This window comes from Microbacterium sp. MMO-35, from assembly GCF_037147555.1.
Lineage (GTDB): Bacteria > Actinomycetota > Actinomycetes > Actinomycetales > Microbacteriaceae > Microbacterium.
Map to the genome: position 1 here is coordinate 149343 of NZ_JBBCVH010000002.1, position 23143 is coordinate 172485.

Here is a 23143-nt window from a genome sequence, read left to right on the forward strand (position 1 = left end):
GTTCTCGTATGCTCGGCACATGAAGCGACTCCTCCCGAAGTTGTCACCCGAGCTGGCGCAGGAAGCCTGGGAGCGTGGTGATCGATTTTTTGTGGCACGCATCTATCTCGGGCTGGGCACTTCCGGGCGCCGTGAGATGGTGCAGGCGGATGACCACTTCGCCAACGAGCAGATGACGACGATCGCGAACATCGGATGGCAACTTCACACCTGGGCTGTCGACGGCGAGATCGGGCTACCGCTATATGTCCGCCCCCAGTCCAACGCCTAGGACCGACTTCCTAGGATGGCCCGAGCCAGTTCGCGGATCTGGGACAAGTCGATGTGAGCCCAGGGCTCGGCATTGGGGCGGGCGCCCTTTGGTAGCGCGGCCCAGCCGATCAGGCCATCGATGTGCTCCAGGGACCGGAGGTAGCGCGGCATCCCGAGGAGGTCGCGCACGCTGAGGGCCATAGCCTGCTGGCCGACTCCCTGCGCGCGGTCGATTGCCGCATCGCATCGAGCGCAGACAACGCCGTCCAGGGTGTCCGGCATCGGCCTGCCGCCGATGGTCGCGCTGTCGGCGGACATGAGGGTCCAGACGCTCTCCGCGTCCTCTCGGAATGCCTGCACTGCTCCCACGCCGCACAGGAGGCACCCCGAGGGGCTGCCGTCGTCCGAGGGCGCGAGCACGTCCACAGGACGCGCCACGTCGCGCGCGAGGAGTGCGGCGGCGGCGTCTCGGAGCGCCTGCCTCTGGTCCTCGCTGACGTGCGCCCATCGCTTGCTGCTGGCCGGCGTCCGCGTGACTCCGGCGTAGCCCGCGGCGCGAGCGTGCAGCACCCACGCGGCGCTGCCGCCCAGGATCGTCAAGGCGTCCATGAGCGTGCGCAGCGGCTTGACGTTCGCGGTCAGCCGGTCGATGATCTGCGGGCTCGTGATCCCGAGGATGTCGAGCCCCGCAAGGGCGTCTTCGAGGCGATCGATCGCGATGGTCCGATCGCCGATGCTGCCGCGCACCGTGGGGTGTGCGTCCATGAGGTCGGACGCTGCCGCGCGAGTCATCCGGCACGTCGCGCAGCGCGTCCAGAGAAGGTCCAACTGCCCGTCACCGGGGCCATGGCCGGTCGCGGGCTTGTAGAGCGTCAGCACGTCCAGATCGGAATTATCCACAGGCCTGCGCACCGCGATCCCGCACGAGCCGCACGGGAGCGAGGCCGAGGGGATCGCCTCCCAGGCGTCGGCGTGCTCGATCTGCTGTTCCTTCAGGGTCGTTGTCACAGGGCACCTCGCGTTTTCGAGTTCAGTTCGGCTTGGGCTGCACGGAGCTTGGCCTTGGTGGCGGGATCGGTCGTGACCTGGAGGGCCTGGCTGAGCATGCCCTTCACGATGCGGGCATCCTCCGGGTTCATCACGACCGCCCCGTCGGGCTGAGGAAGCACGACCCGCACGCCGCGCCCGAGACCCGGCTTCGGCTGCGCGGCCTGCGGCGGCTCGGGCTTGGCTTCCCAGGCCGCGGGCGACTCAGGATCCCGAGGGGTCGGCACCGGCTTCGCGGCCTCGCGGTACTGCTCAGCCTGGCGGGTCGCTTCGTGATCGACGGCGATCATGTGGGGCTGGTACCGGCGCGTCATCTTTGTGCCGCCCGTTGCACGACGCGATCGGCGCACACGCCGCGCGCGACGTTGCCGAAGCAGTATTCGCCCACGGCCGCGTCGTGCTCGGCGCACGGGACCGTCAGCACCGAAGGGACCATCGCAGTGCGGCGGATGCCTGCGCGGACGCGCATGGCGTACTCCTCGCGGGCCGTGACGTCCGGGTCAGGCTCACCGCGGGAGGCCCCCAAGACCGGTCCCGCGGTGAGCCGTCGTTCGTCCCCCGCATGTCCTCGGACAGGGGACGTGGGAGGCTCCTCCACTGTCGGCGCGTTACCACCGCGGAGGAGCCGGTCAATGGTCGCTTCCGCGTCGGCGGCAGCGAGGTTGCGCGAGCGCTTCGCGCTCTTCAGGGTGCCGCCGTGGGCAAGCACGGTCAGGGCGTTGACGGTCGCGTCTTCCTTCGCGTCGGAGATGTGCTCAGGACGACGCGCAAGCTGGATGCGGTGGGGGCTGTCTTCAGATCGGGACATGACGGGGGCCTTTGAATCAGGCCCGGCCCTACCGCCAGCAGCGCACCTCGGGCCGTGCAAGGGCCCTCATCCGCAAGCGTACTACGCCACGTTCCGCCGTGGTACCCCAGAGGGGTATTGGGTATCCTGGAGGGGTCGCGAGGGTACCGAGAAGAGCCCTCGCGGCTTCACCGAATGGAGCCCGACATGACCGCCCAGCACCTCGCCACGATGAGCATGACCGCGCGCACGATCGACCCGATGCAGGCGAACCCGATCACGTCCATCGTGGCCAGCATCCGGGCCATGGAGAACGACCTCACGCCTCGTCAGCAGGAGATCCGCGAGTATGGCCGTCGTCGCACCGCGGCTCTCGTGGCAACCGGCCTTTACGACCCCGTATACCCCTGAGAGTCGCGGCCCTGCCTGCCGGGCCACTCTGCCTGTGCCCTTGCCCCGCCCTTGCCCTGCCCTTGCCCTGCCCTACTCCCTTCGGGAGTAGTAGGGGCAGGGCATGGGCTCAGGCCTGCGTGGCACGGCTCTTCCGGAGCGTCACCGCCTTCTCGATGACCGGCTTGGACGGACGCCCCGGCCTGCCCTCGGTCAGGGCAAGGGCGGCGCGCTGGCTCGCTGTCGCCGGGACTCCCTCAGCGTCGAGCCACGCGGCGGCCTCCTCCACGGTCATCACCGCGGCTCCAGCCGCGTCGAGCTTCGCCTTCGATGGTTTCCGCTTCGGCTGGCTCTCGATCACGCGCTGCGCCCAGGCGACCTGGCTCACGCGCAGGCGCTCCCGGTTCTCCGTCGATCTGCTCGCGATCGGATCAGAGTCCAGCGCTTCCTCGGTGTGGTCAAGCCACCAACGGGCCAGCGCGCGACGGGCCTCCCGCCCGAACTCGAGCATGATCCACGCCAGCGGCGAAGCGTCGTACCCTCCGTCGATGTCGAACACGTCGAGAGCCCAGTGCATCGGGTCGTGACGCTCGCTGTCCTCGCCCTTCTCGCAGCGCGGGCACGTCAGCAACCAATCCCGAATGCTCTGTGCGGTGCACTTGGTGCATTCGGACTGCGGATCGAGTGAGAACCAGCCGTTCTCCTCGATGATGATCGACACCCACGGATCATCGCGGCGATCTTCGGTGCGATGATCGCCAGGGCACGGGAACTTCAGCACGTAGGGGAGGTTCCGGAACTCGGGCCACCGCTTGCCGGGCTTCCACTCCTTCACCGTCACGTGTTCAGCGCCCAGCCTCGCGGCCACGAGGCCAGCCACCCACAGGTGCGTCAGCATGGAGGGAGTCAGCGGCACGCCTGCTCGGTAGAGCGTCTGCGCCAGTTCCTCGATCGCCTCTGCGAAGCTCTCGGGCACTTCCTCGACATCGCTCACGACAGCGCCTCCCTCATCGCCTCGTAGGCGGCCATGCAGTCGGCGGACACCGAGGCCGCCCGGTCGCGCTCCTCGGCCGTCCGGGCGGGGGACCGGGCCTCCTCGCGCTGTTCCCGGCGTCGCTGGATCGCCTCCAGGCGGCGCGCCACGCCCGCGCACCTGTTGGTGCAGTAGCGCCCGACCGACTGCTTCCACGGGTGGAAGGTGCGCTCACAGACCGGGCACACGACGGTCTCTGTGCTCCGGGATGAGTGGAAGGGGTTGAGGATCGGCGCGAGGACGAAAGAGACGGTCATGACGGCTCCTCGGTGACGACTTCGGCGCGCACGGGTGGGATCACGGTGACGATCCGGGCGTCCGGGCCGAAGGGCTGGCGCGGCTGGCGCTTGGCGGCGGGGATCACTTCGAGCAGCCGCTCGACCTCGTTGAGGTCAACGCGGATCGCACGGGTGCCGGGCAGCTTGAAGCCGGTGAGGGTGCCGTCGCTGATCCGGTTGCGGATCGTACGAACGTCGCAGCCCCAGATTCGAGCGGCCTGCTCCTGGGTGCCGAGACGGCGGCGGGCGGGGGTGGGGATGTTGCCGGACATGGAGAAAGCTCCTCACGATGTGGCACAGCTGTGCCTATCTCGTGGGAGCTTCGGAGGATTCCGCACTGACCATCGGCTTCATTACTCCACCGTGATCGTTCACCCGTTTCGCTGGGTGGCTACCAAGTGCTGGCGTCGTGGATTGTCGAGGCCGTTACGCCTTACCTCGTGGTTCCAGTCTACCAAGCGTTCCCGTTGCGCGCGCGGCTCCCAGCGGGCATCTGAGCTCATTTCACGGGCTACCGGGACGGCGATGTGCCGACGCCGTGAAATGCCCTCAGATGCCCACTGGCAGTCGCTTCCAAGATGACTGCTTCTTCGGGATCGGCTCGGTTTCCGGCCGCGCGGCGACCTGCGCCGAGCCGTGAAAGACGGACCCCGCGCTGGCGTCGTGGCACGGGCTCTCGCCGGCTCTTACGACCCCGCGGCGGCGACCATCTCGGAAAGGCGCGAGGCAATCACCGCATCGCGGTCCTGCGCCGCGTGCTGGTATCGCATCGCTGCTGCCGGGGTCGAGTGCCCGAGGCGTGCCATGAGCTCAGCGAGGGTCGCGCCGGTCTGGGCCGCGAGCACCGCGCCGGTGTGGCGGAGGTCGTGGAAGCGGAGATCGGGACGACCGGCGGCGTCACGCGCGGGGTAGTAGACGCGTGCCATAGCGCTCTGGCGCATGTGTCGCTCGGCGTCGTTCTTCGATGGGAACAGCAGGCCATCACCTCCTGGCGCTGTGAACCGCATCAGGTGATCGCGGACCATCGGCATCAGATGCGGGGGAATGGCGACGCGGCGGACGCCAGCCTTGGTCTTGGGCGTCTTGACCACGAACTTGCCATCGGCCATGACGACGGCGCGCGCGACGCGGATAATGCCGTTCTTCGTGTCCACGTCGCCGCGCCGTAGCTCGGTCAGCTCTCCGAATCGCAGTGCGCAGAACGCCGCGAGCTGGACGAGCAAGCGATACCTCTCCGGAATCGCCTTCGTCAGCGTCACCAGTTCCTCAAGCGTCGCCGGGATGACTTCGTGCTGCCGATCGACGGAGCCCGCACCGCGGATCCGGGCAGGGTTCTCGATGATGTGCCCATCCTCCGCGGCCGACTTCATGATGGTCCGCAGGAGGGAGTAGGCGCGGGCTCTGTAGGTATCCGCGTTGGTACGCGTGCGCTTCTTCTCCGACGCCGCCGCGAGCTTCTCCAGGCGCTTCTCAAAGCCGTCGTACCAGCGTTCGACCTCCTTGCGGTCGATCATGTTGAGCGGCTTCTTCCCGAACTCAGGGAGGATCACGCGCTCCAGGAGGTCGGTGTAGTTCTCGCGCGTTCGGTCGGCGATCGGCTGCCCCTTGACCTTCCGCGTCCTTACCCACGTCTTCGCGTACTCCTCGAAGAGCGTCGCCGTGGTCGATGCGCCAGGGGAGACCCAGCGGCCAGATGAGATGTCCGCGTACACGATCTGCAGCCACTTCGTACCGTCGCCCTTGGTCAGGAAGGACTTGCCGTAGCGCTTCCCGTCCGGTGCGGAGTAGCGGGCGAGCCACTTGCCCGAGGCCATCTTGTGAATCGTGCCGACCTTCATCTTGGGCATAACGGAACTCACTCTCTGCGAGGTGCGGAGCGGTGCTGGCGTGCTACCAGCGTGCTACCAGTTGGGGTTACATTCCGTTCCACTTGGTTCCACTCGGTTCCAGTGGGGAATTACCTGGTCAAGCACTATTTTACGCGAGATTCCGCGCGATATGGGGTGATACCCGGTTCTCTTTCGATCCCAGTATCGCGCACAGGAGAAACCCCCGGCTTACCCGGGGGTTTCGTCGTTTCCGGGTCAGCTGGACAGGGCGCCGAGCGCCACCCGCGCGGCCAGGGCGAGCACCGCGGCTCCCACGATCAGGTCGGTCCACGTCGCGACGCTCTCCTGGGCGTTCTTGCCCTTCTTCGGAAGGTGCATGAGTCCCGCGATGAGCAGGAACACGCCGCCGGCGAGCCCCGCAGGCAGCGCCCAGGACGGGATGAGGGCGAGCAGTCCCGCGAGTCCCATTCCGATGTTCGCGGTGCCGAGCTCGCGCGTGAGCTGGATCTCCTGCACGCTCGGCGCCGCCGAGCCGAGGATCGCCGCCGTCGGGCCCTTCCCCGACACCTGGACGAGCCCGGCGACGAGCAGACGCGTGCCCACGCCCCAGAACACCCACCATCGGCCGAAGACGAGAACCGGATCCCCGCCGACGGTGAACAGCTCGATGAGACCGCTGACGATCGGGAGGACGACGGTCTGCCCGATCACGACGATGAAGTAGCCCATGGATCGCTCCCGTGCTCGAAGTGCGACTGATCCCGCTGACCCATCGTGGCAGCCGTCCGGCCGGCACCACCACCTCGCGTCCTAGCCTGGACCGATGCACAAGACGCCTGCCGCGACCACCGCCGCTCTGGCGGCCGCCGGTGCTGCCTTCCTGCTCTGGGGAGAGGTCGTGTCGGCGCGTGCGAGCCGGCGCGGGCTGGCGGCGGGCCGCCACGGGGCGCGGCGCACGGTGCTCGTCCTCGGCTACGGCAATCGCGGTGCCCGCGCCAACGCAGTGAACCGGTTCCGCGTCCGCGCAGGGCTCCGCACCCTGCGCACCGCGGACGATGTGCTGGTCTTCTCCGGGGGTGCGGTGCGCGGGGCGGAGCCGGAGGCGCAGATCCTCGCCCGGTACGCCGCGCAGCGCGGCTTCTCCGGGACCGCCCTCGTCGAGACCGCGAGCCGGACCACCGAGGAGAACATCGCCAACTCCCTCCCGCTCCTCGAAGACGCCGTGGAGCTCGCGATCGTGTCGAACGCCCTGCACGCCGAGCGCGCCCGGGGGCTGCTGCGGGCCGCCCGCCCGGATCTCGCCGCCCGGCTCATCCGCGCCGACGACTACCGCTTCGGAGAGATCACCGTGATCAAGGCGATCGCGGCGGCCCTGACCCTCCGGAAGGGGTACCGGGATCGCCGGGATCCGGCGCCGCGCTAGGTTGGACGCTGCACGATTCCGCGGCGCGGCTGCGGGGTCCCGAGGGGAAACGGGGAGCAGCATGACGAACGCGGTCGAACGGTATCGGCACGGACTGCGGCCGATGCGCGGGCGTCCCCGGCATGAGCCGCACCGCGCGGCGACGCCGCTCGAGGCGCTCTACGATCTCGTGTTCGCCGCGGCGTTCGGGGTGGCCGGGGCGCAGTTCGCGGCCGGCGTCGCCGCCGGCCACGGGGGAGCGGCGGTCGGCGCGTTCGCCTTCGCGACCGCCGCCGTCATCTGGGCGTGGATCAACTTCGCCTGGTTCGCCTCCGCCTTCGACACCGACGACTGGCTGTTCCGCGTCTTCACGATGGTGCAGATGTCCGGAGTGATCGTGCTCGCGATCGGGCTGCCCCGGATGTTCGAGTCCCTCGAGCTCGACGGCGTGTTCGACAACCGCGTCATGGTGGCGGGCTACATCGTCATGCGGGTCGGACTCCTGGCGCAGTGGCTGCGTGCAGCGCGAGACCCCGCCTATCGCCGGCACGCGATCACCTACGTCGTGTTCATCGCGATCGCTCAGCTCGGCTGGGTCGTGGTGGCCTGGGCGCCGCTGCCGTTCGGAGCCGCGATCCTCGCGGCCGCGCTGTGCTGGCTGGTCGAGCTCGGCGGCCCGGTCGTCGCGGAGCGCAAGGGCGAAGGCGAGGGACGGGGCACGCCCTGGCACGCGCACCACATCGCCGAGCGCTATTCCCTGCTGACGATCATCGCCCTGGGCGAGACGGTCATCGGGACCCTCGCCGCAGCCCAGGAGATCTCGGAGACCCAGGGCTGGACCGGTGATGCCGTGGTGGTGATCGGTGCGGGCGTCGCGATGACCTTCGCCCTGTGGTGGTCGTACACGATGATGCCGTCCGGTGCGATCCTCGCCGTCCATCGTCGACGCTCGTTCGTCTGGGGATACGGCCACGCGTTCATCTTCGCGAGCGTCGCCGCCGTCGGGGCCGGCCTGCACGCCATCGGTTACGCCTTCCGCCATGAGCACCCGCTCGCGACACCCGTGGTCATCCTCATGATCGCCATCCCCGTGATCGTCTTCATGGTCTCGATCTCGCTGCTGCATTCCTATCTCGTGCACTCGCTGATGAAGGGCCTGCCGCTGCACGCCCTCGCCATGCTGCTGCCGGTGCTCGGCATCGTGCTCGCGTTCGCCGGCCTGCCGCTGTGGGCCTGCCTGCTCGTCGTGCTGGCGGGCCCCGTGCTCGTCGTCGTCGCATACGAGGCCGGCGGATGGCGGCTCGCGCAGCGGCACCTGGACCAGGCTCTGGCGGTTGCGGCGTAGGATTCTCCTATGGACTTCGCCCGACTGACGCACGCGACCCCGATCGCGCTCAGCGGCACGCGAACTCTCAGGGCCTGAGCGGGCAGGGCGCCGACGCGCCCGAAGCTGAGCCGAGACCATCGCCAAACTGGAGAACTTCCTTTGTCTGAGAACCCTGTGTCCGCCCCCGCATCGCCGTCCTACCCCTGCGACGGCTTCGCGCTCTACGGCGCGAACGGCCCGTACAGCGATCGCTCCGTGATCGCCATGCTCGTCAACGGGCAGCAGAAGGACCTCGCCGCCCTCGTCAACGAGGACGACGACGTCCAGCCCATCACGATCGACAGCCCCGAGGGCCTCGCGATCCTGCGCCATTCCACCGCCCACGTGCTCGCCCAGGCCGTGCAGCGCATCAAGCCTCAGGCCAACCTCGGCATCGGCCCGCCCATCACCGACGGCTTCTACTACGACTTCGGCGTGGACACCCCGTTCACGCCGGAGGACGTCAAGGCGATCTCCAAGGAGATGCAGCGGATCCAGCGCGAGGGCCAGCGCTTCGTGCGCCGGGTCGTGAGCGACGACGAGGCGCGTGCCGAGCTCGCCGACGAGCCGTTCAAGCTCGAGCTCATCGGGCTCAAGGGTCCCGGCGCCGACAAGACCGAGGGCGCCTCGGTCGAGGTGGGCGAGGGCGAGCTCACCATCTACGACAACGTGGCCAAGGACGGCGAGGTCGTCTGGAAGGATCTCTGCCGCGGCCCGCACCTGCCGAACACCCGCATGATCGGCAACGGCTGGGACCTCACGCGGATCGCCGCGGCCTATTGGCGCGGATCCGAGAAGAACCCGCAGCTGCAGCGCATCTACGGCACGGCCTGGCCGACCAAGGACGAGCTGCGCGCCTACCAGCAGCGCCTGGAGGAGGCGGCCAAGCGCGACCACCGCCGCCTGGGCAAGGAGCTCGACCTGTTCTCGTTCCCGGACGAGATCGGATCCGGTCTGTCCGTCTGGCATCCGCGGGGCGGCATCATCCGCGGCGAGATGGAGCAGCATGCGCGTCGTCGGCACATCGCCGACGGCTACACCTACGTGTACACGCCGCACATCTCCAAGGAAGACCTCTTCCTCACGTCCAACCACCTCGTCACCTACCGCGACGGCATGTTCCCGCCGATCCGGATGGACGAGGAGCGCGACGAGGCTGGGCACGTCACGAAGCAGGGCCAGGACTACTACCTGAAGCCCATGAACTGCCCGATGCACATCCTCATCTACAAGGAGCGTGCGCGCAGCTACCGCGACCTGCCGCTGCGGTTCGCCGAGAACGGCACCGTCTACCGCAACGAGCTCTCCGGAGCCTTGCACGGCCTCACGCGCGTGCGCGGCTTCACCCAGGACGACTCGCACCTGTTCGTGACGCCGGACCAGCTCGAGGCCGAGGTCACGAAGGTCCTCGAGTTCATCCTGTCGATGCTGCGCGACTTCGGTCTCAACGACTTCGAGCTCGAGCTCTCGATGCGCGACGACGAGAAGGACAAGTGGATCGGCTCCGACGAGTTCTGGGAGTACTCCACGAACGCGCTGCGCAACGTGGCCCTGGCGTCCGGTCTGAAGCTCACCGAGGTCCCCGGTGAGGCGGCCTTCTACGGTCCGAAGATCGATCTCAAGACGACCGACGCGATCGGCCGGGTGTGGCAGCTGTCCACGGTGCAGGTCGACCCGAACCTGCCGGAGCGCTTCGGACTCGAGTTCACCGACAAGGACGGGCAGAAGAAGCGCCCGATCATGATCCACCGGGCCCTCTTCGGTTCGATCGAGCGGTTCTTCGCGATCCTGCTCGAGCACTACGCGGGCGACTTCCCGCTGTGGCTCTCGCCGGTGCAGGTCGTCGGGATCCCCGTCGCCGACACGTTCGCCGACTATCTCGACGACGCCGTCGCCGCTCTGCGCGCGGCGGGTGTGCGCGCCGAGGTCGACCACTCGGACGAGCGCATGCAGAAGAAGATCCGCAACCACACCACGGGCAAGGTCCCGCTCATCCTCATCGCAGGGGAGCAGGACCGGGCTGCGGGCACGGTCTCGTTCCGGTTCCGCGACGGCACCCAGGAGAACGGCGTTCCGCTCGCGGAGGCCGTCGACCGCGTGCGTCGGGCGATCGAGAGTCACGCGCTGATCCAGACCGCCGGCGACCTGGCATGAGCGACGTCGGGGACGCGGGCGCGGGCGCGCAGCTGGAAGACGCCGCGCACCTCGCCGGCGTCCCCGACGAGTTCCAGCGCCTGTGGGTGCCGCATCGGATGGCGTACATCCAGGCGGGCCCGGAGCCGCTGCGCGAGGAGTGCCCGTTCTGCGAGGCGCCGAAGCATCCGGACGAGGAGCGGCTCATCGTCGCCCGTGGACGCACCGCATACGTGCTGCTGAACCTGTTCCCGTACAACTCGGGACATCTGCTCGTGTGCCCGTACCGGCACATCGCGACCTACGACGAGGCGACGGCCGAGGAGGTCGCGGAGATCGGCGAGCTCACCCAGATCGCGATGCGCGTGCTCAAGGCGACCTCGCGCTGCGACGGCTTCAACCTCGGCATGAACCAGGGGGCCATCGCGGGTGCCGGCGTGGACGCGCACCTGCACCAGCACGTGGTGCCGCGGTGGAACAGCGACGCCAACTTCTTCCCGATCATCGCGAAGACCAAGGCCCTGCCGCAGCTGCTGGGCGACGTGCGCAACACGGTCGCGGACGCCTGGCCCGCTTGAGCCCGGGACGGCGCTCGGCGCGCCGGACCGTGCCTCGCCCGAGATCAGGTGGATCGCCCGAGATCAGGCGCCTTCATCAGGATCCACCTCATCTCGGGCGATCCACCCGTTCTCCGCGCGGGGTCGCATCCGCGTCGCGCGACCGGCCCGGATCGGCTCAGCGCACCTGACGTGCCGCGAACTGCAGCGGCGGGTTCGCGTAGAACTCCTGTGCGGGGATGAGCTGCAGCTCACGCGCGCCCGACTCCAGGGTGAGCCTGAGCAGCTCGTACACGCTCGACACGGTCCGTTCGAGGGCCGTCTTCGCGTCCTTCGTCTCGACGTAGTGCGCGGTGAAGAGCGCCGCGGTGACGTCGCCGGATCCGTTGGCCTTCATCGGCAGGTGCGGCGTGGCGACGAGCCAGGCGCCCTTGTCGTCGATGGCCAGCATCTCGATCGTGCCCTCTTCGCGGTCGGGGCGCTCGACGCTCGTCACCAGCACGGTGTTCGGGCCCATCGCACGCGCCGCGTCGACCGAGGCGAGCGTCGATTCGAGCGTGTCCGGCTCGGTGCCCGTGAGGAAGCCCAGCTCGAACTGGTTCGGGGTGATGATGTCGGCGACGGGCACGACCTTGTCGCGCAGCAGCACGGGGATCGCGGGAGCGACGAAGCAGCCCGACTTGGCGTTGCCCATGACGGGGTCGCACGCGTACACCGCGTTCGGGTTGGCGGCCTTGACCCTGGCGACGGCGTCGACGATCACGTCGCCGATGCCCTCGCCGCCCTGATAGCCGCTCAGCACCGCGTCGATCTCGCCGAGCACGCCGCGCTCCTCGATCCCGGTGATGACCTCGCGGACGTCGTCCGGGGCGATCATCGGCCCGCGCCAGGCGCCGTAGCCGGTGTGGTTGGAGAAGTTCACCGTGTAGACGGGGAGGACCTCGACGCCGATGCGCTGCAGCGGGAACACCGCGGCGGAGTTGCCGACATGGCCGTAAGCGACGGCGGACTGGATGGAGAGCACCTTCAGCATCCCTCGATCCTCTCACTTGAGGCGGGGATCCCGCGCCACTGTCTGCGCGGTGCCGGGACGCGTGCCAGACAGCGTATGATCTGTCCTATGACAGAACTTGCACCCGAATCGACCACCGGAACCGGCCGCGTCAAGCGCGGCCTCGCCGAGATGCTCAAGGGCGGCGTCATCATGGACGTCGTCACTCCCGAGCAGGCGAAGATCGCGGAGGACGCGGGTGCCGTCGCCGTCATGGCCCTCGAGCGGGTGCCCGCCGACATCCGCGCCCAGGGCGGCGTGTCGCGCATGAGCGATCCCGACATGATCGACGGGATCATCTCCGCCGTGTCGATCCCGGTGATGGCGAAGGCGCGCATCGGCCACTTCGTCGAGGCGCAGGTGCTGCAGGAGCTCGGCGTCGACTACATCGACGAGTCCGAGGTGCTCTCGCCGGCCGACTACGTCAACCACATCGACAAGTGGGGCTTCACCGTGCCCTTCGTCTGCGGTGCGACCAACCTGGGCGAGGCGCTGCGCCGCATCACCGAGGGCGCGGCGATGATCCGCTCCAAGGGCGAGGCCGGCACCGGTGACGTCTCCGAGGCCATGAAGCACATCCGCACGATCCGCGGCGAGATCGCACGCCTGACCACCCTGTCCAAGGACGAGCTGTACGTCGCCGCCAAGGAGCTGCAGGCGCCCTACGAGCTGGTCGCAGAGGTCGCCGAGAAGGGCGCGCTGCCCGTGGTCATGTTCGTGGCCGGGGGAGTGGCGACTCCCGCCGACGCGGCGATGATGATGCAGCTCGGCGCCGACGGCGTGTTCGTCGGATCCGGCATCTTCAAGTCGGGCGACCCGGCGGCCCGCGCCGCGGCGATCGTGAAGGCGACCGCAGCCTACGACGACCCCGCCGTGATCGCGCAGGTCTCCCGGGGCCTCGGCGAGGCCATGGTCGGCATCAACGTGGCGGACCTTCCCGCCCCGCACCGTCTCGCGGAGCGCGGCTGGTGACATCTCCCGTGCGGATCGGCGTGCTCGCGCTGCAGGGTGATGTGCGCGAGCACGCCGCGATCCTCACCGCGCTCGGGGCGGAGGCGGTTCCCGTGCGCCGCCCCGAGCAGCTGGACGGGCTCGACGGCCTGGTGATCCCGGGCGGCGAGTCGAGTGTGATCGACAAGCTGTCCCGGATCTTCGGGGTGCGGGATCCGCTGCGTGCGCTCATCGCCGACGGCCTGCCGGTCTACGGCACGTGCGCCGGGCTGATCCTCCTCGCCGACGAGATCGAGGGGGCGATCGACGGGCAGCTCACCTTCGGCGGGCTCGACGTCACCGTCGCGCGCAACGCGTTCGGCGGCCAGGTCGAGTCCTTCGAGACGACCCTGGACGTCGACGGCATCGACGAGCCGGTGGACGCGACGTTCATCCGGGCGCCCCTCATCACGCGGGTGGGGCCGGGCGCCTCGGCGATCGCCGCCCTGCCCGACGGGGGTGTGGTGGCGGTGCAGCAGGGGAACCTGCTCGGCACGAGCTTCCATCCCGAGATGAACGGCGAGACGCGTCTGCATGCGCGGTTCCTGGAGCTGGTCGAGGCGCGCCGCGCCGTCGCGGCGGCCTGATCCCGGCGGTATCGCGCCGACCGTCGGTGCCCGGAGCGCGGATCTTCTAGAATGGACGATGCCCTGGCGGGATGAACCACAGGGCGGATACGAGCGGGAGACATATGTCCGGGCATTCCAAGTGGGCCACGACCAAGCACAAGAAGGCCGTCATCGACGCGCGCCGTGCCAAGTCCTGGGCCAAGCTCATCAAGAACATCGAGGTCGCCGCGAAGCTCGGCGGACCCGACCAGGCCGGTAACCCGACGCTGTTCGACGCCGTGCTCAAGGCGAAGAAGACCTCCGTCCCGAAGGACAACATCGACCGCGCCATCAAGCGCGGCGCCGGCATCGGCGGCGAGTCGGTCGAGTACTCCTCGATCATGTACGAGGGCTACGGCGCCCACGGCGTCGCGCTCATGATCGAGTGTCTGACCGACAACAAGAACCGCGCCGCCGCCGAGGTCCGCACCGCGCTGAGCCGCAACGGCGGAACCCTCGCCGACCCGGGAAGCGTGGCCTACAACTTCACCCGCAAGGGCGTGATCGTCGTCGAGGGCGAGAACACCACCGAGGACGACGTCATGATGGCGGCGCTCGAGGCCGGCGCCGAGGAGATCGAGCCGCACGCGCAGGGCTTCGAGATCATCACGGACGCGTCCGACCTGGTCGCGGTGCGCACCGCCCTCCAGGAGGCGGGCATCGAGTACGAGTCCGCCGACGTCGAGTTCGTCCCCAACCTCAAGGTGGAGATCGACGCCGAGGCCGCGCGCAAGATCTTCCGCCTCATCGACGCGCTCGAGGACAGCGACGACGTGCAGAACGTCTACGCGAACTTCGACCTCACGCCCGAGGTGCAGGCCGAGCTCGAGAACGACGAGTAAGCCGCGAGATCCTTCGATGGCCGCGCCGGAGATCGTCCCGTACGATCCGGCGTGGCCATCGGTCGCTTCGCGCTGGATCCGGTGGATCCGGGAGGCGTTCGCGCAGGCCGGAATCGCCGTCGCGGGGTTCCAGCACATCGGATCCACCGCAGTGCCGGGCCTCGCCGCCAAGGCGTACCTGGACCTCCAGCTCCTCGTCCCGGTGATCCCCGATGAAGCCGCGGTCAGCGCGGCGCTCGGGTCGCTCCGGATCGAGAGGGCGCGCGGATCCCGGCCCGACTCCCCGGGGGTCGATGTCGACACGCCTCGACCCGGATCCGACGCCCGTCACCATGAGAAGCTGCTCTACTTCCGGGAGCTGGATCGGACGGGACCGGCGCAGGGGCTGATCCTGCACGTGCGGCGCGCCGACTCGCCGTTCGCCGACTTCGTCGTCGCCTTCCGCGACTGGCTGCGCGCGGATCCCGCGGCCCGAGACGAATACGAGCGGCTGAAGCGAAAGCTCGCGGAGGACAACGCCGCCGCTGCCGACTACGACGACTACACGAGGGCGAAGAGCGTGTTCATGGACCGCGCGCAGGCGGCTATGGGCTGGCCGCGCGCCTCGGCGACGAGTGGCGGATCCGCGCCTAGCCTGGAGGGATGAGCGGAGTACGACGGGTACTGGGCATCGACCCCGGCCTCACGCGCTGCGGCGTCGGCGTGGTCGACGTCGACCCGATGCGCCGCGGCACGCTCGTGCACGTGGGCGTGATCCGCACCCCGGTGGATGCGCCGATCGGAGAGCGGCTCGCCGCGGTCGCCGCGGGGATCCGCGCGGTGATCGCCGAGCATGCACCGGATGCGGTGGCCGTGGAACGGGTCTTCGCCCAGCAGAACACGCATACTGTCATGGGCACGGCCCAGGCCAGCGGCGTCGCGCTGCTCGTCGCCGCCGAGCACGGTCTCCCCGCCGCCACCCACACGCCGAGCGAGGTGAAGGCGGCCGTGACCGGATACGGCTCCGCCGACAAGAAGCAGGTGCAGGCGATGATCGCGCGCATCCTGCGGCTCGATGCGCCGCCGCAGCCCGCCGATGCGGCGGATGCCCTCGCGATCGCTCTGTGCCACGCGTGGCGCGGGCCCGGTCTGATCGGCGCGGCGGGCGAGGGTGGCGCGCAGACGCCGGCCCAGAAGGCCTGGGCCGATGCGGAGCGTGTCGCTCGAACATACCTACGAGCACGTGCGTAGACTGCTCACATGATCTCCTCCCTGCGTGGCACCGTGCTGTCCGCGACCACGGACTCCGTCATCATCGAGGTCGGGGGAGTCGGCTTCTCGGTCGCGGTTCCGGGCGATGTCGCACACACCGCCCGAGTGGGGCACGAGCTGCGCCTGCACACCTCGCTGATCGTGCGCGAGGATGCCCTGTCGCTCTACGGCTTCGCGGACTCCGCAGAGCTCGAGGTCTTCGGCCACCTGCTCTCCGTCACGGGGGTGGGGCCGAAGTCCGCCCTCGGGGTGCTCTCGCATCTCTCGGTCGACCAGATCGCGACCGCGGTCGCCGCGGACGACGATGCGCCCTTCCGCCGGGTCTCCGGGATCGGCCCGAAGACCGCGAAGCTCATCGTGGTGCAGCTCACCGGCAAGCTGCAGGCCCCCGTCGCGGCACCCGCGACGGCCTCGATCCCCGACGAGATCGGCACGCAGCTGATCGCGGCCCTCATCGGCCTCGGCTGGTCCGAGCGCGTCGCCGCCGAAGCCGCCGAACGGAGCACGACCGAGGCGAGCGAGACCGAACGCGGATCCGTGGCGCTGCTCCTGCGGCGCACGCTCGCGTCGCTCGGCCCCGCGCAGGGCGGGGCCGGCCGTGGTTGAGTTCCAGGATTCCGGCCAGGCCGTCGACGAGGCCGAGCTCGCCATCGAGGGCGCGCTGCGCCCGTCGAGCCTGGACGAGTTCGTCGGACAGCACAAGGTCCGCGGGCAGATGAAGCTCCTGCTCGAGGCCGCGCGGATCCAGGATCGGCCGGCCGATCACATCCTGCTCTCCGGCCCTCCGGGGCTGGGCAAGACCACGCTCGCGATGATCGTGGCGCACGAGAGCGGCCGCCCGCTGCGGATGTCCAGCGGCCCGGCGATCCAGCACGCGGGCGACCTCGCGGCACTGCTCAGCAGCCTGACGCCGGGCGAGGTGCTGTTCATCGACGAGATCCATCGGATGGCGCGCTCCGCAGAGGAGATGCTGTACCTCGCGATGGAGGACTTCCGCATCGACATCATGGTGGGCAAGGGGGCCGGGGCGACGAGCATCCCGCTCGAGCTCGCGCCGTTCACGCTCGTCGGGGCGACGACACGATCGGGCCTGCTGCCCAATCCGCTGCGCGACCGGTTCGGCTTCACCGCGCACCTCGAGTACTACGAGCCGGATGAGCTCGAGCGCGTCGTGGAGCGCTCGGCGATCGTCCTGGGAGTGGGCGTGCCGGCGGTGGCCCGCGCCGAGATCGCCCGGCGCTCCCGCGGCACTCCGCGCATCGCCAACCGGCTTCTGCGCCGCGTCCGCGACTACGCCCTCGTACACGGCGAGGGAGCGTCCGCGTCCGTCGACGACGTGCGCGCCGCGCTCGAGCTCTACGACGTCGACCGCATCGGACTCGACCGACTCGACCGCGCCGTCCTGGACGCCATCGTGCGCCGATTCCGCGGAGGGCCGGTGGGGCTCAGCACCCTCGCCGTCTCGGTCGGGGAGGAGGCCGACACCATCGAGAGCGTGGTCGAGCCGTACCTCGTGCGGATCGGCTTCCTCGGTCGCACGCCCCGGGGTCGCATCGCGATGCCCGAGGCCTATGCGCATCTCGGAGCGGCGCACCCCGAGGGGGCCGCGTTGTTCGATGACCTATAATCGCTGAAGACTTCCACCGTCCCCATTTCTGTGCGCCATCGATGGCGCATGCCCGAAAGGTGCACCGCTCGCATGAATATCGCGACCTTCTTCTCGCAGTACGGCCTGTTCTTCGTTCTGGCCATCCTGCTCGTCTTCATGGTGTTCTCCACGCGCCGCCGCAACAAGCGGATGAAGGAGGAGCAGGAGAAGAAGGCCCAGGAGACGGTGCCCGGCGCCCGGGTGCTGCTCCAGGGCGGCCTGTACGGCACGATCGTCGAGTTCGACCCGGAGAACCTGGACCGTCCTGCGAAGGTCGAGATCGCACCCGGAGTGGTCATCGAGGTGCACTCGCAGGCGATCCTGCGCATCGTCGACGAGGAGCAGCCCGCCCCGGTCGAGGAGAGCGCGCACACGCCGCTCGACGAGCAGACGCCGCTGGACGAGCACACTCCGCTGGACGAGCGTGCCGGGGACATCCGCATCGAGTCGGCCGAGGAGACCCGCGCGCGCCTGGAGCGCGAAGCCGACGACAAGAACTGACGCGCGCCCCGCCCGGCGCACGACCGTCCCTCCGGACAGACCGTCCCCCTCAGAAAGCGAAGAACCTTCGTGGCATCGTCTTCTCCCGTCAAGCACGCCTGGCGGGTCCTGCTCGGCCTGCTCATCGCCATCGGCGTCCTGTTCGGACTGAACGCCCTCGGCGTGTACGGCTTCGGCAAGAGCTCGTGGACGCCTCAGCTGGCCCTGGACCTGCAGGGCGGCACGCAGATCATCCTCAGCGCCCAGACCGCCGACGGCAAGGATCCGAACGCCGACCAGCTCACGCAGGCCGCGCAGATCATCCGTCAGCGCGTCGACGCCTCGGGAGTCGGCGAGTCCGACATCACGACCGAGGGCGGGCGCAACATCGTCGTCCAGATCGCCGGCAAGGCGGATGAGGCGACGCGCAACCGGATCCAGGCGAGCGCCAAGATGGAGCTGCGCGCGGTGCTGGCGGCGACCAGTCCGTCCACCTCCTTCGTGGGCGATGACGGCAAGTCGACGCCGTACCCGACTCCGGCCCCGGGCCTCGCCTCCACGCCGTCGCCGTCGCCCACTGACGGCAGCGACATGTCGTGGGTGACGCCGAAGCTGCAGGCCGAGTTCCTCGCCTTCGACTGCAAGACGAAGCGCGACGCCGCGAAGCAGCCGACGGATCAGCCGCTCATCGCCTGCGACAGCAGCGGGCAGGCCAAGTACCTGCTCGGGCCTGTGGAGCTCGACGGCACGTCGATCAAGGATGCGACGGCCGGCCTGAACCAGCAGAACGGCCAGTGGGAGGTCAACCTGACCTTCGACGGCAAGGGCACCGACGCCTTCGGCAAGGTCAGCCAGCGCCTCTACGCCTTCACGCAGCAGAACCAGACGCCGCGCAACCAGTTCGCCTTCGTGCTCGACGGGTCGGTCATCTCCGCACCGACCATGAACGGCGTCATCCTCGACGGACGCCCGTCGATCAGCGGCTCGTTCACCCAGGAGACCGCGAAGAGCCTGGCCGACCAGCTCAAGTTCGGTGCGCTGCCGCTCAGCTTCACGGTGCAGAGCTCCGACACCATCTCCGCGACCCTCGGCTCCCAGCAGCTGCAGATCGGCCTCATCGCCGGACTCATCGGCCTCGGGCTCGTCGCGATCTACTCGCTGCTCAGCTATCGCGCGCTCGGCTTCGTCATCATCGCCTCGATCGCCGTGATGGCGGTCATCACCTACGTGCTCATCTGCATCCTGGGCTGGCGCATGGGCTTCCGGCTGTCGCTGGCCGGTGTGGCCGGTCTGATCGTGTCGATCGGATTCACGGCGGACTCGTTCATCGTCTACTTCGAGCGAATAAGGGACGAGCTGCGCGACGGGAAGTCCATCACCGGTGCGGTGGAGGACGGCTGGAGCCGCGCCAAGCGCACGATCTACATCTCCAAGTCGATTAACATCCTCGCGGCCGTGGTGCTGTACATCCTCGCCGACGCGACGGTCAAGGGCTTCGCCTTCACGCTCGGTCTCACGACCCTCATCGACGTGCTGATCTTCGTGGTCTTCACGCACCCGGTCATGCAGCTCCTGGCCCGTACCCGGTTCTTCGGCAACGGTCACCCGCTCTCCGGGATGGATCCGGAGGCGCTGGGAGCGGTCTACCGTGGACGCACCGAGTACCGTGCGGTGGCCACGGCCTCCCAGGGCAAGGCAGCCCGTGCCGGCCGCTCGCGCGGTGAGGCGGAGCGCCGCCAGACGATCGCCGAACGAAAGCGCGCGGAGGCCCAGGCCACCGCGGACCAGGGCGCGAGCCGGAACGGGGAGAACGACTGATGCGCTCCATGAACGAGCTCGGCAACGATCTCTACTCCGGCAAGACCTCCTTCCCCTTCGTCGGGAGACGGCGGCTCTGGTTCATCATCGCGATCCTGCTCGTCGTGGGCTCGGCGCTCGTGCCGCTGTTCCGCCCGGTGCAGTTCTCGATCGAGTTCACCGGCGGATCCCAATTCACCGTCGAGGCTCCGGCGAACCGCAACCAGGACATCGCGACGACGGCGGTGCGCTCGGTGCTGCCGAACGTCACCACGAAGGTGACCACGGTCAACAACCGCGACATCCGCGTGCAGACGGCTCAGCTCAAGAGCGAGCAGCAGAGCCACGACGTCGCGGCCGCCCTCGCGAAGGCCTACGGGGTCTCCGTGGACAAGGTGAACACCTCGTTCATCGGCCCGAGCTGGGGCGAGGGGGTGACCCGTCAGTCGCTGTGGGGCCTCGCGATCTTCCTCGCGCTGACGTTCCTGATCCTGGCGATCTACTTCCGCACCTGGAAGATGTCGGCGGCGTCCATCCTCGGCCTGCTCGACGTGCTCGTCATCACGGTCGGCGTGTACGCCCTGGCCGGGTTCGAGATCTCGCCGGCGGCGGTGATCGGCTTCCTGACGATCCTCGCCTACTCGCTCTACGACACCACGGTCGTGTTCGACAAGATCCGCGAGAACACGAGCGAAGAGGGCACGAAGTCGTCGCGCACGTTCGGCGAGGCCGTGAACCTCGCCGTGAACCAGACGCTGATCCGCTCGATCAACACGGCGGTCATCGCGGCGCTCCCAGTCGGTGCGATCCTCTTCATCGGCGCGTTCTGGCTGGGTGCGCAGACGCTGACGGACATCTCGCTGTCGATCTTCGTGGGCATCATCGTGGCCGCGTACTCGACGCTGTTCGTCGCGGCTCCGCTGTACTCCCTGTTCCGCGAGAACGAGCCGGCCATCCGCGAGCACGACAAGCGCGTGCTCGCGGCCCGCGAGCGCGCGACGGTCAGCGCGGTCGAGGTCTGATGCCCCGCAGGGTCGGCGACGGGCAGTCGTCGCCCCTGCACGGGATCCCGCGCTCCTGGGCGCTTGTAGGATGATCTGCCTGGAGGTCGGATGAGCGAGGTCGGGACGACGCCGGGGGCGCCGGCACAGGGATCGAGTCTGCGCAGGCTCGTGCCCCGCATCTTCTCGCGCGCGCCCCGGATCAACGACCTCGACAACCTCATCCGCACGGTGCGGCAGAACCACCCGCGCGGAGATCTCGCGATCATCGAGCGCGCTTACGCCGTGGCGGCCGAGAAGCACCAGGGGCAGAAGCGTCAGAGCGGTGAGCCGTACATCACGCATCCGCTCGCGGTCGCGCAGATCCTCGCCGATCTCGGCCTCGGCCCGCGGGCGATCGCGGCCGCCCTGTTGCACGACACCGTCGAGGACACCGGCTACGCCCTGACCGAGCTCACCGCGACGTTCGGCGACGAGGTCGCGATGCTGGTCGACGGCGTCACCAAGCTCGACAAGGTCAAGTACGGGGACAGCGCGCAGGCCGAGACCGTCCGCAAGATGATCGTCGCGATGTCGAAGGACATCCGGGTCCTGATCATCAAGCTCGCCGATCGCCTGCACAACGCGCGCACGTGGGGCTTCGTGCCGCCCGAGAAGGCGGCGAAGAAGGCCACCGAGACCCTCGAGATCTATGCTCCGCTCGCGCATCGCCTCGGGATCCAGGCGATCAAGTCGGAGCTCGAGGATCTCTCCTTCGCCGTGCTGCATCCGAAGATCTACGCCGAGATCGACAGCCTCATCAAGCAGCGCACCCCCCAGCGGGAGAAGTACATCCGCGAGGTCGTCGACGCGGTCGAGAGCGATCTGCGCGACCTGCGGGTCCGCGGCAAGGTCGCCGGGCGGCCGAAGCAGCTCTACTCCGTCTACCAGAAGATGGTCGTCCGCGGACGCGAGTTCGACGACATCTACGACCTCATCGGCATCCGCGTGCTCGTCGGCACGGTGCGGGACTGCTACGCGGTGCTCGGTGCGATCCACGCCCGCTGGACTCCGCTGCCCGGCCGGTTCAAGGACTACATCGCGACTCCGAAGTTCAACCTCTACCAGTCGCTGCACACCACGGTGATCGGCCCCGGCGGACGCACGGTGGAGATCCAGATCCGCACGCACGAGATGCACCAGCAGGCGGAGTTCGGCGTCGCCGCGCACTGGATGTACAAGGAGCGGATGAACGGCGGCGGCAAGGGCTCCACGGCAGACGCCGACATGACCTGGCTCGCGCACATCTCGGACTGGCAGGCGGAGACGGCGGATCCGAGCGAGTTCCTCGACTCGCTGCGCTTCGAGATCGGCGCGAAGGAGGTCTACGTCTTCACGCCGAAGGGACGCGTGATCGGACTGCCCTCGGGCGCCACGCCGGTCGACTTCGCCTACGCCGTGCACACGGAGATCGGCCATCGCACGATGGGCGCCAAGGTCAACGGGCGCCTCGTGCCCCTGGAGACCGCGCTCAACAGCGGCGACGTGGTCGAGGTGTTCACCTCGAAGAACCCCGACGCGGGCCCCAGCCAGGACTGGCTGACGTTCGTGAAGAGCACCCGCGCGCGGAACAAGATCCGCGGGTGGTTCACGAAGGAGCGCCGCGAGGAGGCGATCGAGCAGGGCAAGGAGGCCATCGCCCGTGCGATGCGCCGCCAGAACCTGCCCCTGCAGCGTCTGATGAGCCAGGAGTCGTTCACCGAGGTGGCGCACCAGCTGCGCTACGAGGACGTCTCGGCGCTCTACGCCGCGGTCGGCGAAGGGCACGTCTCTACCCAGTCGGTGCTGGAGAAGGTCACCGCGCTGATCTCCACGACCGAGGACACCTCGACCGGGGCGATCGACATCCCCGCCCAGGGACGCAGCCGAATACCGCGCGAAGGCGATTCCGGCGTGCTGGTGCGCGGCGCTGCCGACATCCTCGTCAAGCTCGCGAAGTGCTGCACCCCGGTGCCCGGCGACGACATCGTCGGATTCGTGACCCGGGGGAGCGGCGTCTCGGTGCATCGCTCGGACTGCGTGAACGTGAAGGCGCTGTCAGTGGAGAAGGACCGGATGGTCGACGTGGAGTGGGCGCCGACCACCCGCAGCGTGTTCCTCGTGCAGATCCAGGTCGAAGCGCTCGACCGGTCGGGCCTGCTGTCCGATGTCACGCGGGTGCTCAGCGAGCATCACGTCAACATCCTCTCCGCCACGGTGCAGACCACGAACGACCGGCTCGCGCTGAGTCGCTTCGTGTTCGAGATGGGGGACACGGTGCACCTCGACCGGGTCCTCAACGCGGTGCGCCGGATCGACGCCGTCTACGACGTGTACCGGGTCACCTCGTCCTGACTCCGGCCCTCAGACCGCGCGTGCCGTG

26 protein-coding genes are annotated in these 23143 nt (G+C 68.9%); 17 read left to right on the forward strand and 9 right to left on the reverse strand.

Going from position 1 to position 23143, the window contains the following annotated elements:
• The first annotated feature begins 19 nt into the window (after positions 1-19).
• Complete coding sequence (locus tag WFJ01_RS03985; RefSeq protein ID WP_336628280.1) at positions 20-271, forward strand: hypothetical protein; 252 nt, start codon at positions 20-22, stop codon at positions 269-271.
• Here the strand turns inward: WFJ01_RS03985 and WFJ01_RS03990 are convergent.
• Genes WFJ01_RS03990 through WFJ01_RS04000 form a run of 3 tightly spaced genes read right to left on the reverse strand, consistent with a single transcriptional unit; the run spans position 268 to position 2107 of the window.
• Positions 268-1260, reverse strand: coding sequence for a hypothetical protein (locus WFJ01_RS03990; RefSeq protein ID WP_336628281.1), 993 nt, complete (start codon positions 1258-1260; stop codon positions 268-270). The two genes, WFJ01_RS03985 and WFJ01_RS03990, sit on opposite strands and share 4 nt — an antisense overlap.
• On the reverse strand, positions 1257-1589 hold the full coding sequence (locus WFJ01_RS03995; RefSeq protein WP_336628282.1) for a hypothetical protein: 333 nt from the start codon (positions 1587-1589) through the stop codon (positions 1257-1259). Before WFJ01_RS03995 ends, WFJ01_RS03990 begins: the two co-directional genes overlap by 4 nt.
• Positions 1590-1609: 20 nt before the next feature.
• Entirely contained in the window at positions 1610-2107 is a 498-nt protein-coding gene (locus tag WFJ01_RS04000) for a hypothetical protein (RefSeq protein ID WP_336628283.1), read from the reverse strand.
• Between the two features lie 186 nt (positions 2108-2293).
• Here WFJ01_RS04000 and WFJ01_RS04005 point away from each other — a divergent pair, with 186 nt between their 5' ends.
• The gene (locus WFJ01_RS04005; RefSeq protein ID WP_336628284.1) at positions 2294-2497 is read left to right on the forward strand and encodes a hypothetical protein; all 204 of its coding nucleotides are present in this window, start codon (positions 2294-2296) and stop codon (positions 2495-2497) included.
• A 109-nt stretch (positions 2498-2606) separates the two neighbouring features.
• Here WFJ01_RS04005 and WFJ01_RS04010 read toward each other — a convergent pair whose 3' ends face one another.
• The 5 genes from WFJ01_RS04010 to WFJ01_RS04030 form a co-directional block, all read right to left on the reverse strand.
• Positions 2607-3470, reverse strand: a complete 864-nt coding sequence (locus WFJ01_RS04010; protein WP_336628285.1) for a hypothetical protein — start codon at positions 3468-3470, stop codon at positions 2607-2609.
• Complete coding sequence (locus tag WFJ01_RS04015) at positions 3467-3766, reverse strand: hypothetical protein (protein ID WP_336628286.1); 300 nt, start codon at positions 3764-3766, stop codon at positions 3467-3469. The genes WFJ01_RS04010 and WFJ01_RS04015 overlap by 4 nt, the downstream gene beginning before the upstream one ends.
• Positions 3763-4059, reverse strand: coding sequence for a helix-turn-helix domain-containing protein (locus WFJ01_RS04020; protein ID WP_336628287.1), 297 nt, complete (start codon positions 4057-4059; stop codon positions 3763-3765). The genes WFJ01_RS04015 and WFJ01_RS04020 overlap by 4 nt, the downstream gene beginning before the upstream one ends.
• A 414-nt stretch (positions 4060-4473) precedes the next feature.
• Entirely contained in the window at positions 4474-5634 is a 1161-nt protein-coding gene (locus WFJ01_RS04025) for a tyrosine-type recombinase/integrase (RefSeq protein WP_336628288.1), read from the reverse strand.
• A gap of 237 nt (positions 5635-5871) precedes the next feature.
• Positions 5872-6345 (reverse strand): hypothetical protein, encoded by a 474-nt coding sequence (locus WFJ01_RS04030; RefSeq protein ID WP_336628289.1) that lies wholly within the window; start codon positions 6343-6345, stop codon positions 5872-5874.
• Between the two features lie 94 nt (positions 6346-6439).
• Here WFJ01_RS04030 and WFJ01_RS04035 point away from each other — a divergent pair, with 94 nt between their 5' ends.
• The 4 genes from WFJ01_RS04035 to WFJ01_RS04050 all read left to right on the forward strand — a co-directional run bounded on the left by WFJ01_RS04035 (position 6440) and on the right by WFJ01_RS04050 (position 11095).
• On the forward strand, positions 6440-7039 hold the full coding sequence (locus tag WFJ01_RS04035; protein WP_336628290.1) for a YdcF family protein: 600 nt from the start codon (positions 6440-6442) through the stop codon (positions 7037-7039).
• A gap of 61 nt (positions 7040-7100) precedes the next feature.
• Entirely contained in the window at positions 7101-8363 is a 1263-nt protein-coding gene (locus WFJ01_RS04040; protein WP_336628291.1) for a low temperature requirement protein A, read from the forward strand.
• A 246-nt stretch (positions 8364-8609) separates the two neighbouring features.
• Complete coding sequence (gene thrS / locus WFJ01_RS04045) at positions 8610-10538, forward strand: threonine--tRNA ligase (RefSeq protein WP_336628602.1); 1929 nt, start codon at positions 8610-8612, stop codon at positions 10536-10538.
• On the forward strand, positions 10535-11095 hold the full coding sequence (locus WFJ01_RS04050) for an HIT family protein (protein WP_251439638.1): 561 nt from the start codon (positions 10535-10537) through the stop codon (positions 11093-11095). The genes thrS and WFJ01_RS04050 overlap by 4 nt, the downstream gene beginning before the upstream one ends.
• A gap of 157 nt (positions 11096-11252) precedes the next feature.
• Here WFJ01_RS04050 and pdxY read toward each other — a convergent pair whose 3' ends face one another.
• The gene (pdxY, locus tag WFJ01_RS04055) at positions 11253-12104 is read right to left on the reverse strand and encodes a pyridoxal kinase PdxY (RefSeq protein WP_336628603.1); all 852 of its coding nucleotides are present in this window, start codon (positions 12102-12104) and stop codon (positions 11253-11255) included.
• Positions 12105-12194: 90 nt separating this feature from the next.
• Between pdxY and pdxS the strand changes: the two genes are divergently transcribed.
• The 11 genes from pdxS to WFJ01_RS04110 all read left to right on the forward strand — a co-directional run bounded on the left by pdxS (position 12195) and on the right by WFJ01_RS04110 (position 23115).
• Positions 12195-13097, forward strand: a complete 903-nt coding sequence (pdxS, locus tag WFJ01_RS04060) for a pyridoxal 5'-phosphate synthase lyase subunit PdxS (RefSeq protein ID WP_292887267.1) — start codon at positions 12195-12197, stop codon at positions 13095-13097.
• Positions 13094-13702, forward strand: a complete 609-nt coding sequence (pdxT, locus tag WFJ01_RS04065; RefSeq protein WP_292887264.1) for a pyridoxal 5'-phosphate synthase glutaminase subunit PdxT — start codon at positions 13094-13096, stop codon at positions 13700-13702. Before pdxS ends, pdxT begins: the two co-directional genes overlap by 4 nt.
• Before the next feature lie 104 nt (positions 13703-13806).
• Positions 13807-14565, forward strand: coding sequence for a YebC/PmpR family DNA-binding transcriptional regulator (locus WFJ01_RS04070; protein WP_251439661.1), 759 nt, complete (start codon positions 13807-13809; stop codon positions 14563-14565).
• A 16-nt stretch (positions 14566-14581) separates the two neighbouring features.
• Complete coding sequence (locus WFJ01_RS04075; RefSeq protein WP_336628292.1) at positions 14582-15211, forward strand: GrpB family protein; 630 nt, start codon at positions 14582-14584, stop codon at positions 15209-15211.
• Positions 15208-15795 (forward strand): crossover junction endodeoxyribonuclease RuvC, encoded by a 588-nt coding sequence (ruvC, locus tag WFJ01_RS04080; protein ID WP_336628293.1) that lies wholly within the window; start codon positions 15208-15210, stop codon positions 15793-15795. The genes WFJ01_RS04075 and ruvC overlap by 4 nt, the downstream gene beginning before the upstream one ends.
• Before the next feature lie 9 nt (positions 15796-15804).
• Positions 15805-16422 carry a Holliday junction branch migration protein RuvA gene (gene ruvA / locus WFJ01_RS04085; protein WP_292887254.1) on the forward strand — a complete coding sequence of 206 codons (618 nt, stop codon included), beginning with the start codon at positions 15805-15807 and terminating at the stop codon, positions 16420-16422.
• Positions 16415-17443 (forward strand): Holliday junction branch migration DNA helicase RuvB, encoded by a 1029-nt coding sequence (ruvB, locus tag WFJ01_RS04090; protein ID WP_336628294.1) that lies wholly within the window; start codon positions 16415-16417, stop codon positions 17441-17443. Before ruvA ends, ruvB begins: the two co-directional genes overlap by 8 nt.
• 72 nt (positions 17444-17515) lie before the next feature.
• Positions 17516-17965 (forward strand): preprotein translocase subunit YajC, encoded by a 450-nt coding sequence (locus WFJ01_RS04095; protein WP_251439671.1) that lies wholly within the window; start codon positions 17516-17518, stop codon positions 17963-17965.
• Between the two features lie 69 nt (positions 17966-18034).
• Positions 18035-19762, forward strand: a complete 1728-nt coding sequence (gene secD, locus WFJ01_RS04100) for a protein translocase subunit SecD (protein WP_251439673.1) — start codon at positions 18035-18037, stop codon at positions 19760-19762.
• On the forward strand, positions 19762-20763 hold the full coding sequence (secF, locus tag WFJ01_RS04105) for a protein translocase subunit SecF (protein WP_336628295.1): 1002 nt from the start codon (positions 19762-19764) through the stop codon (positions 20761-20763). Before secD ends, secF begins: the two co-directional genes overlap by 1 nt.
• Positions 20764-20853: 90 nt before the next feature.
• Positions 20854-23115, forward strand: coding sequence for a RelA/SpoT family protein (locus WFJ01_RS04110; protein WP_336628296.1), 2262 nt, complete (start codon positions 20854-20856; stop codon positions 23113-23115).
• Positions 23116-23143 lie beyond the last annotated feature (28 nt).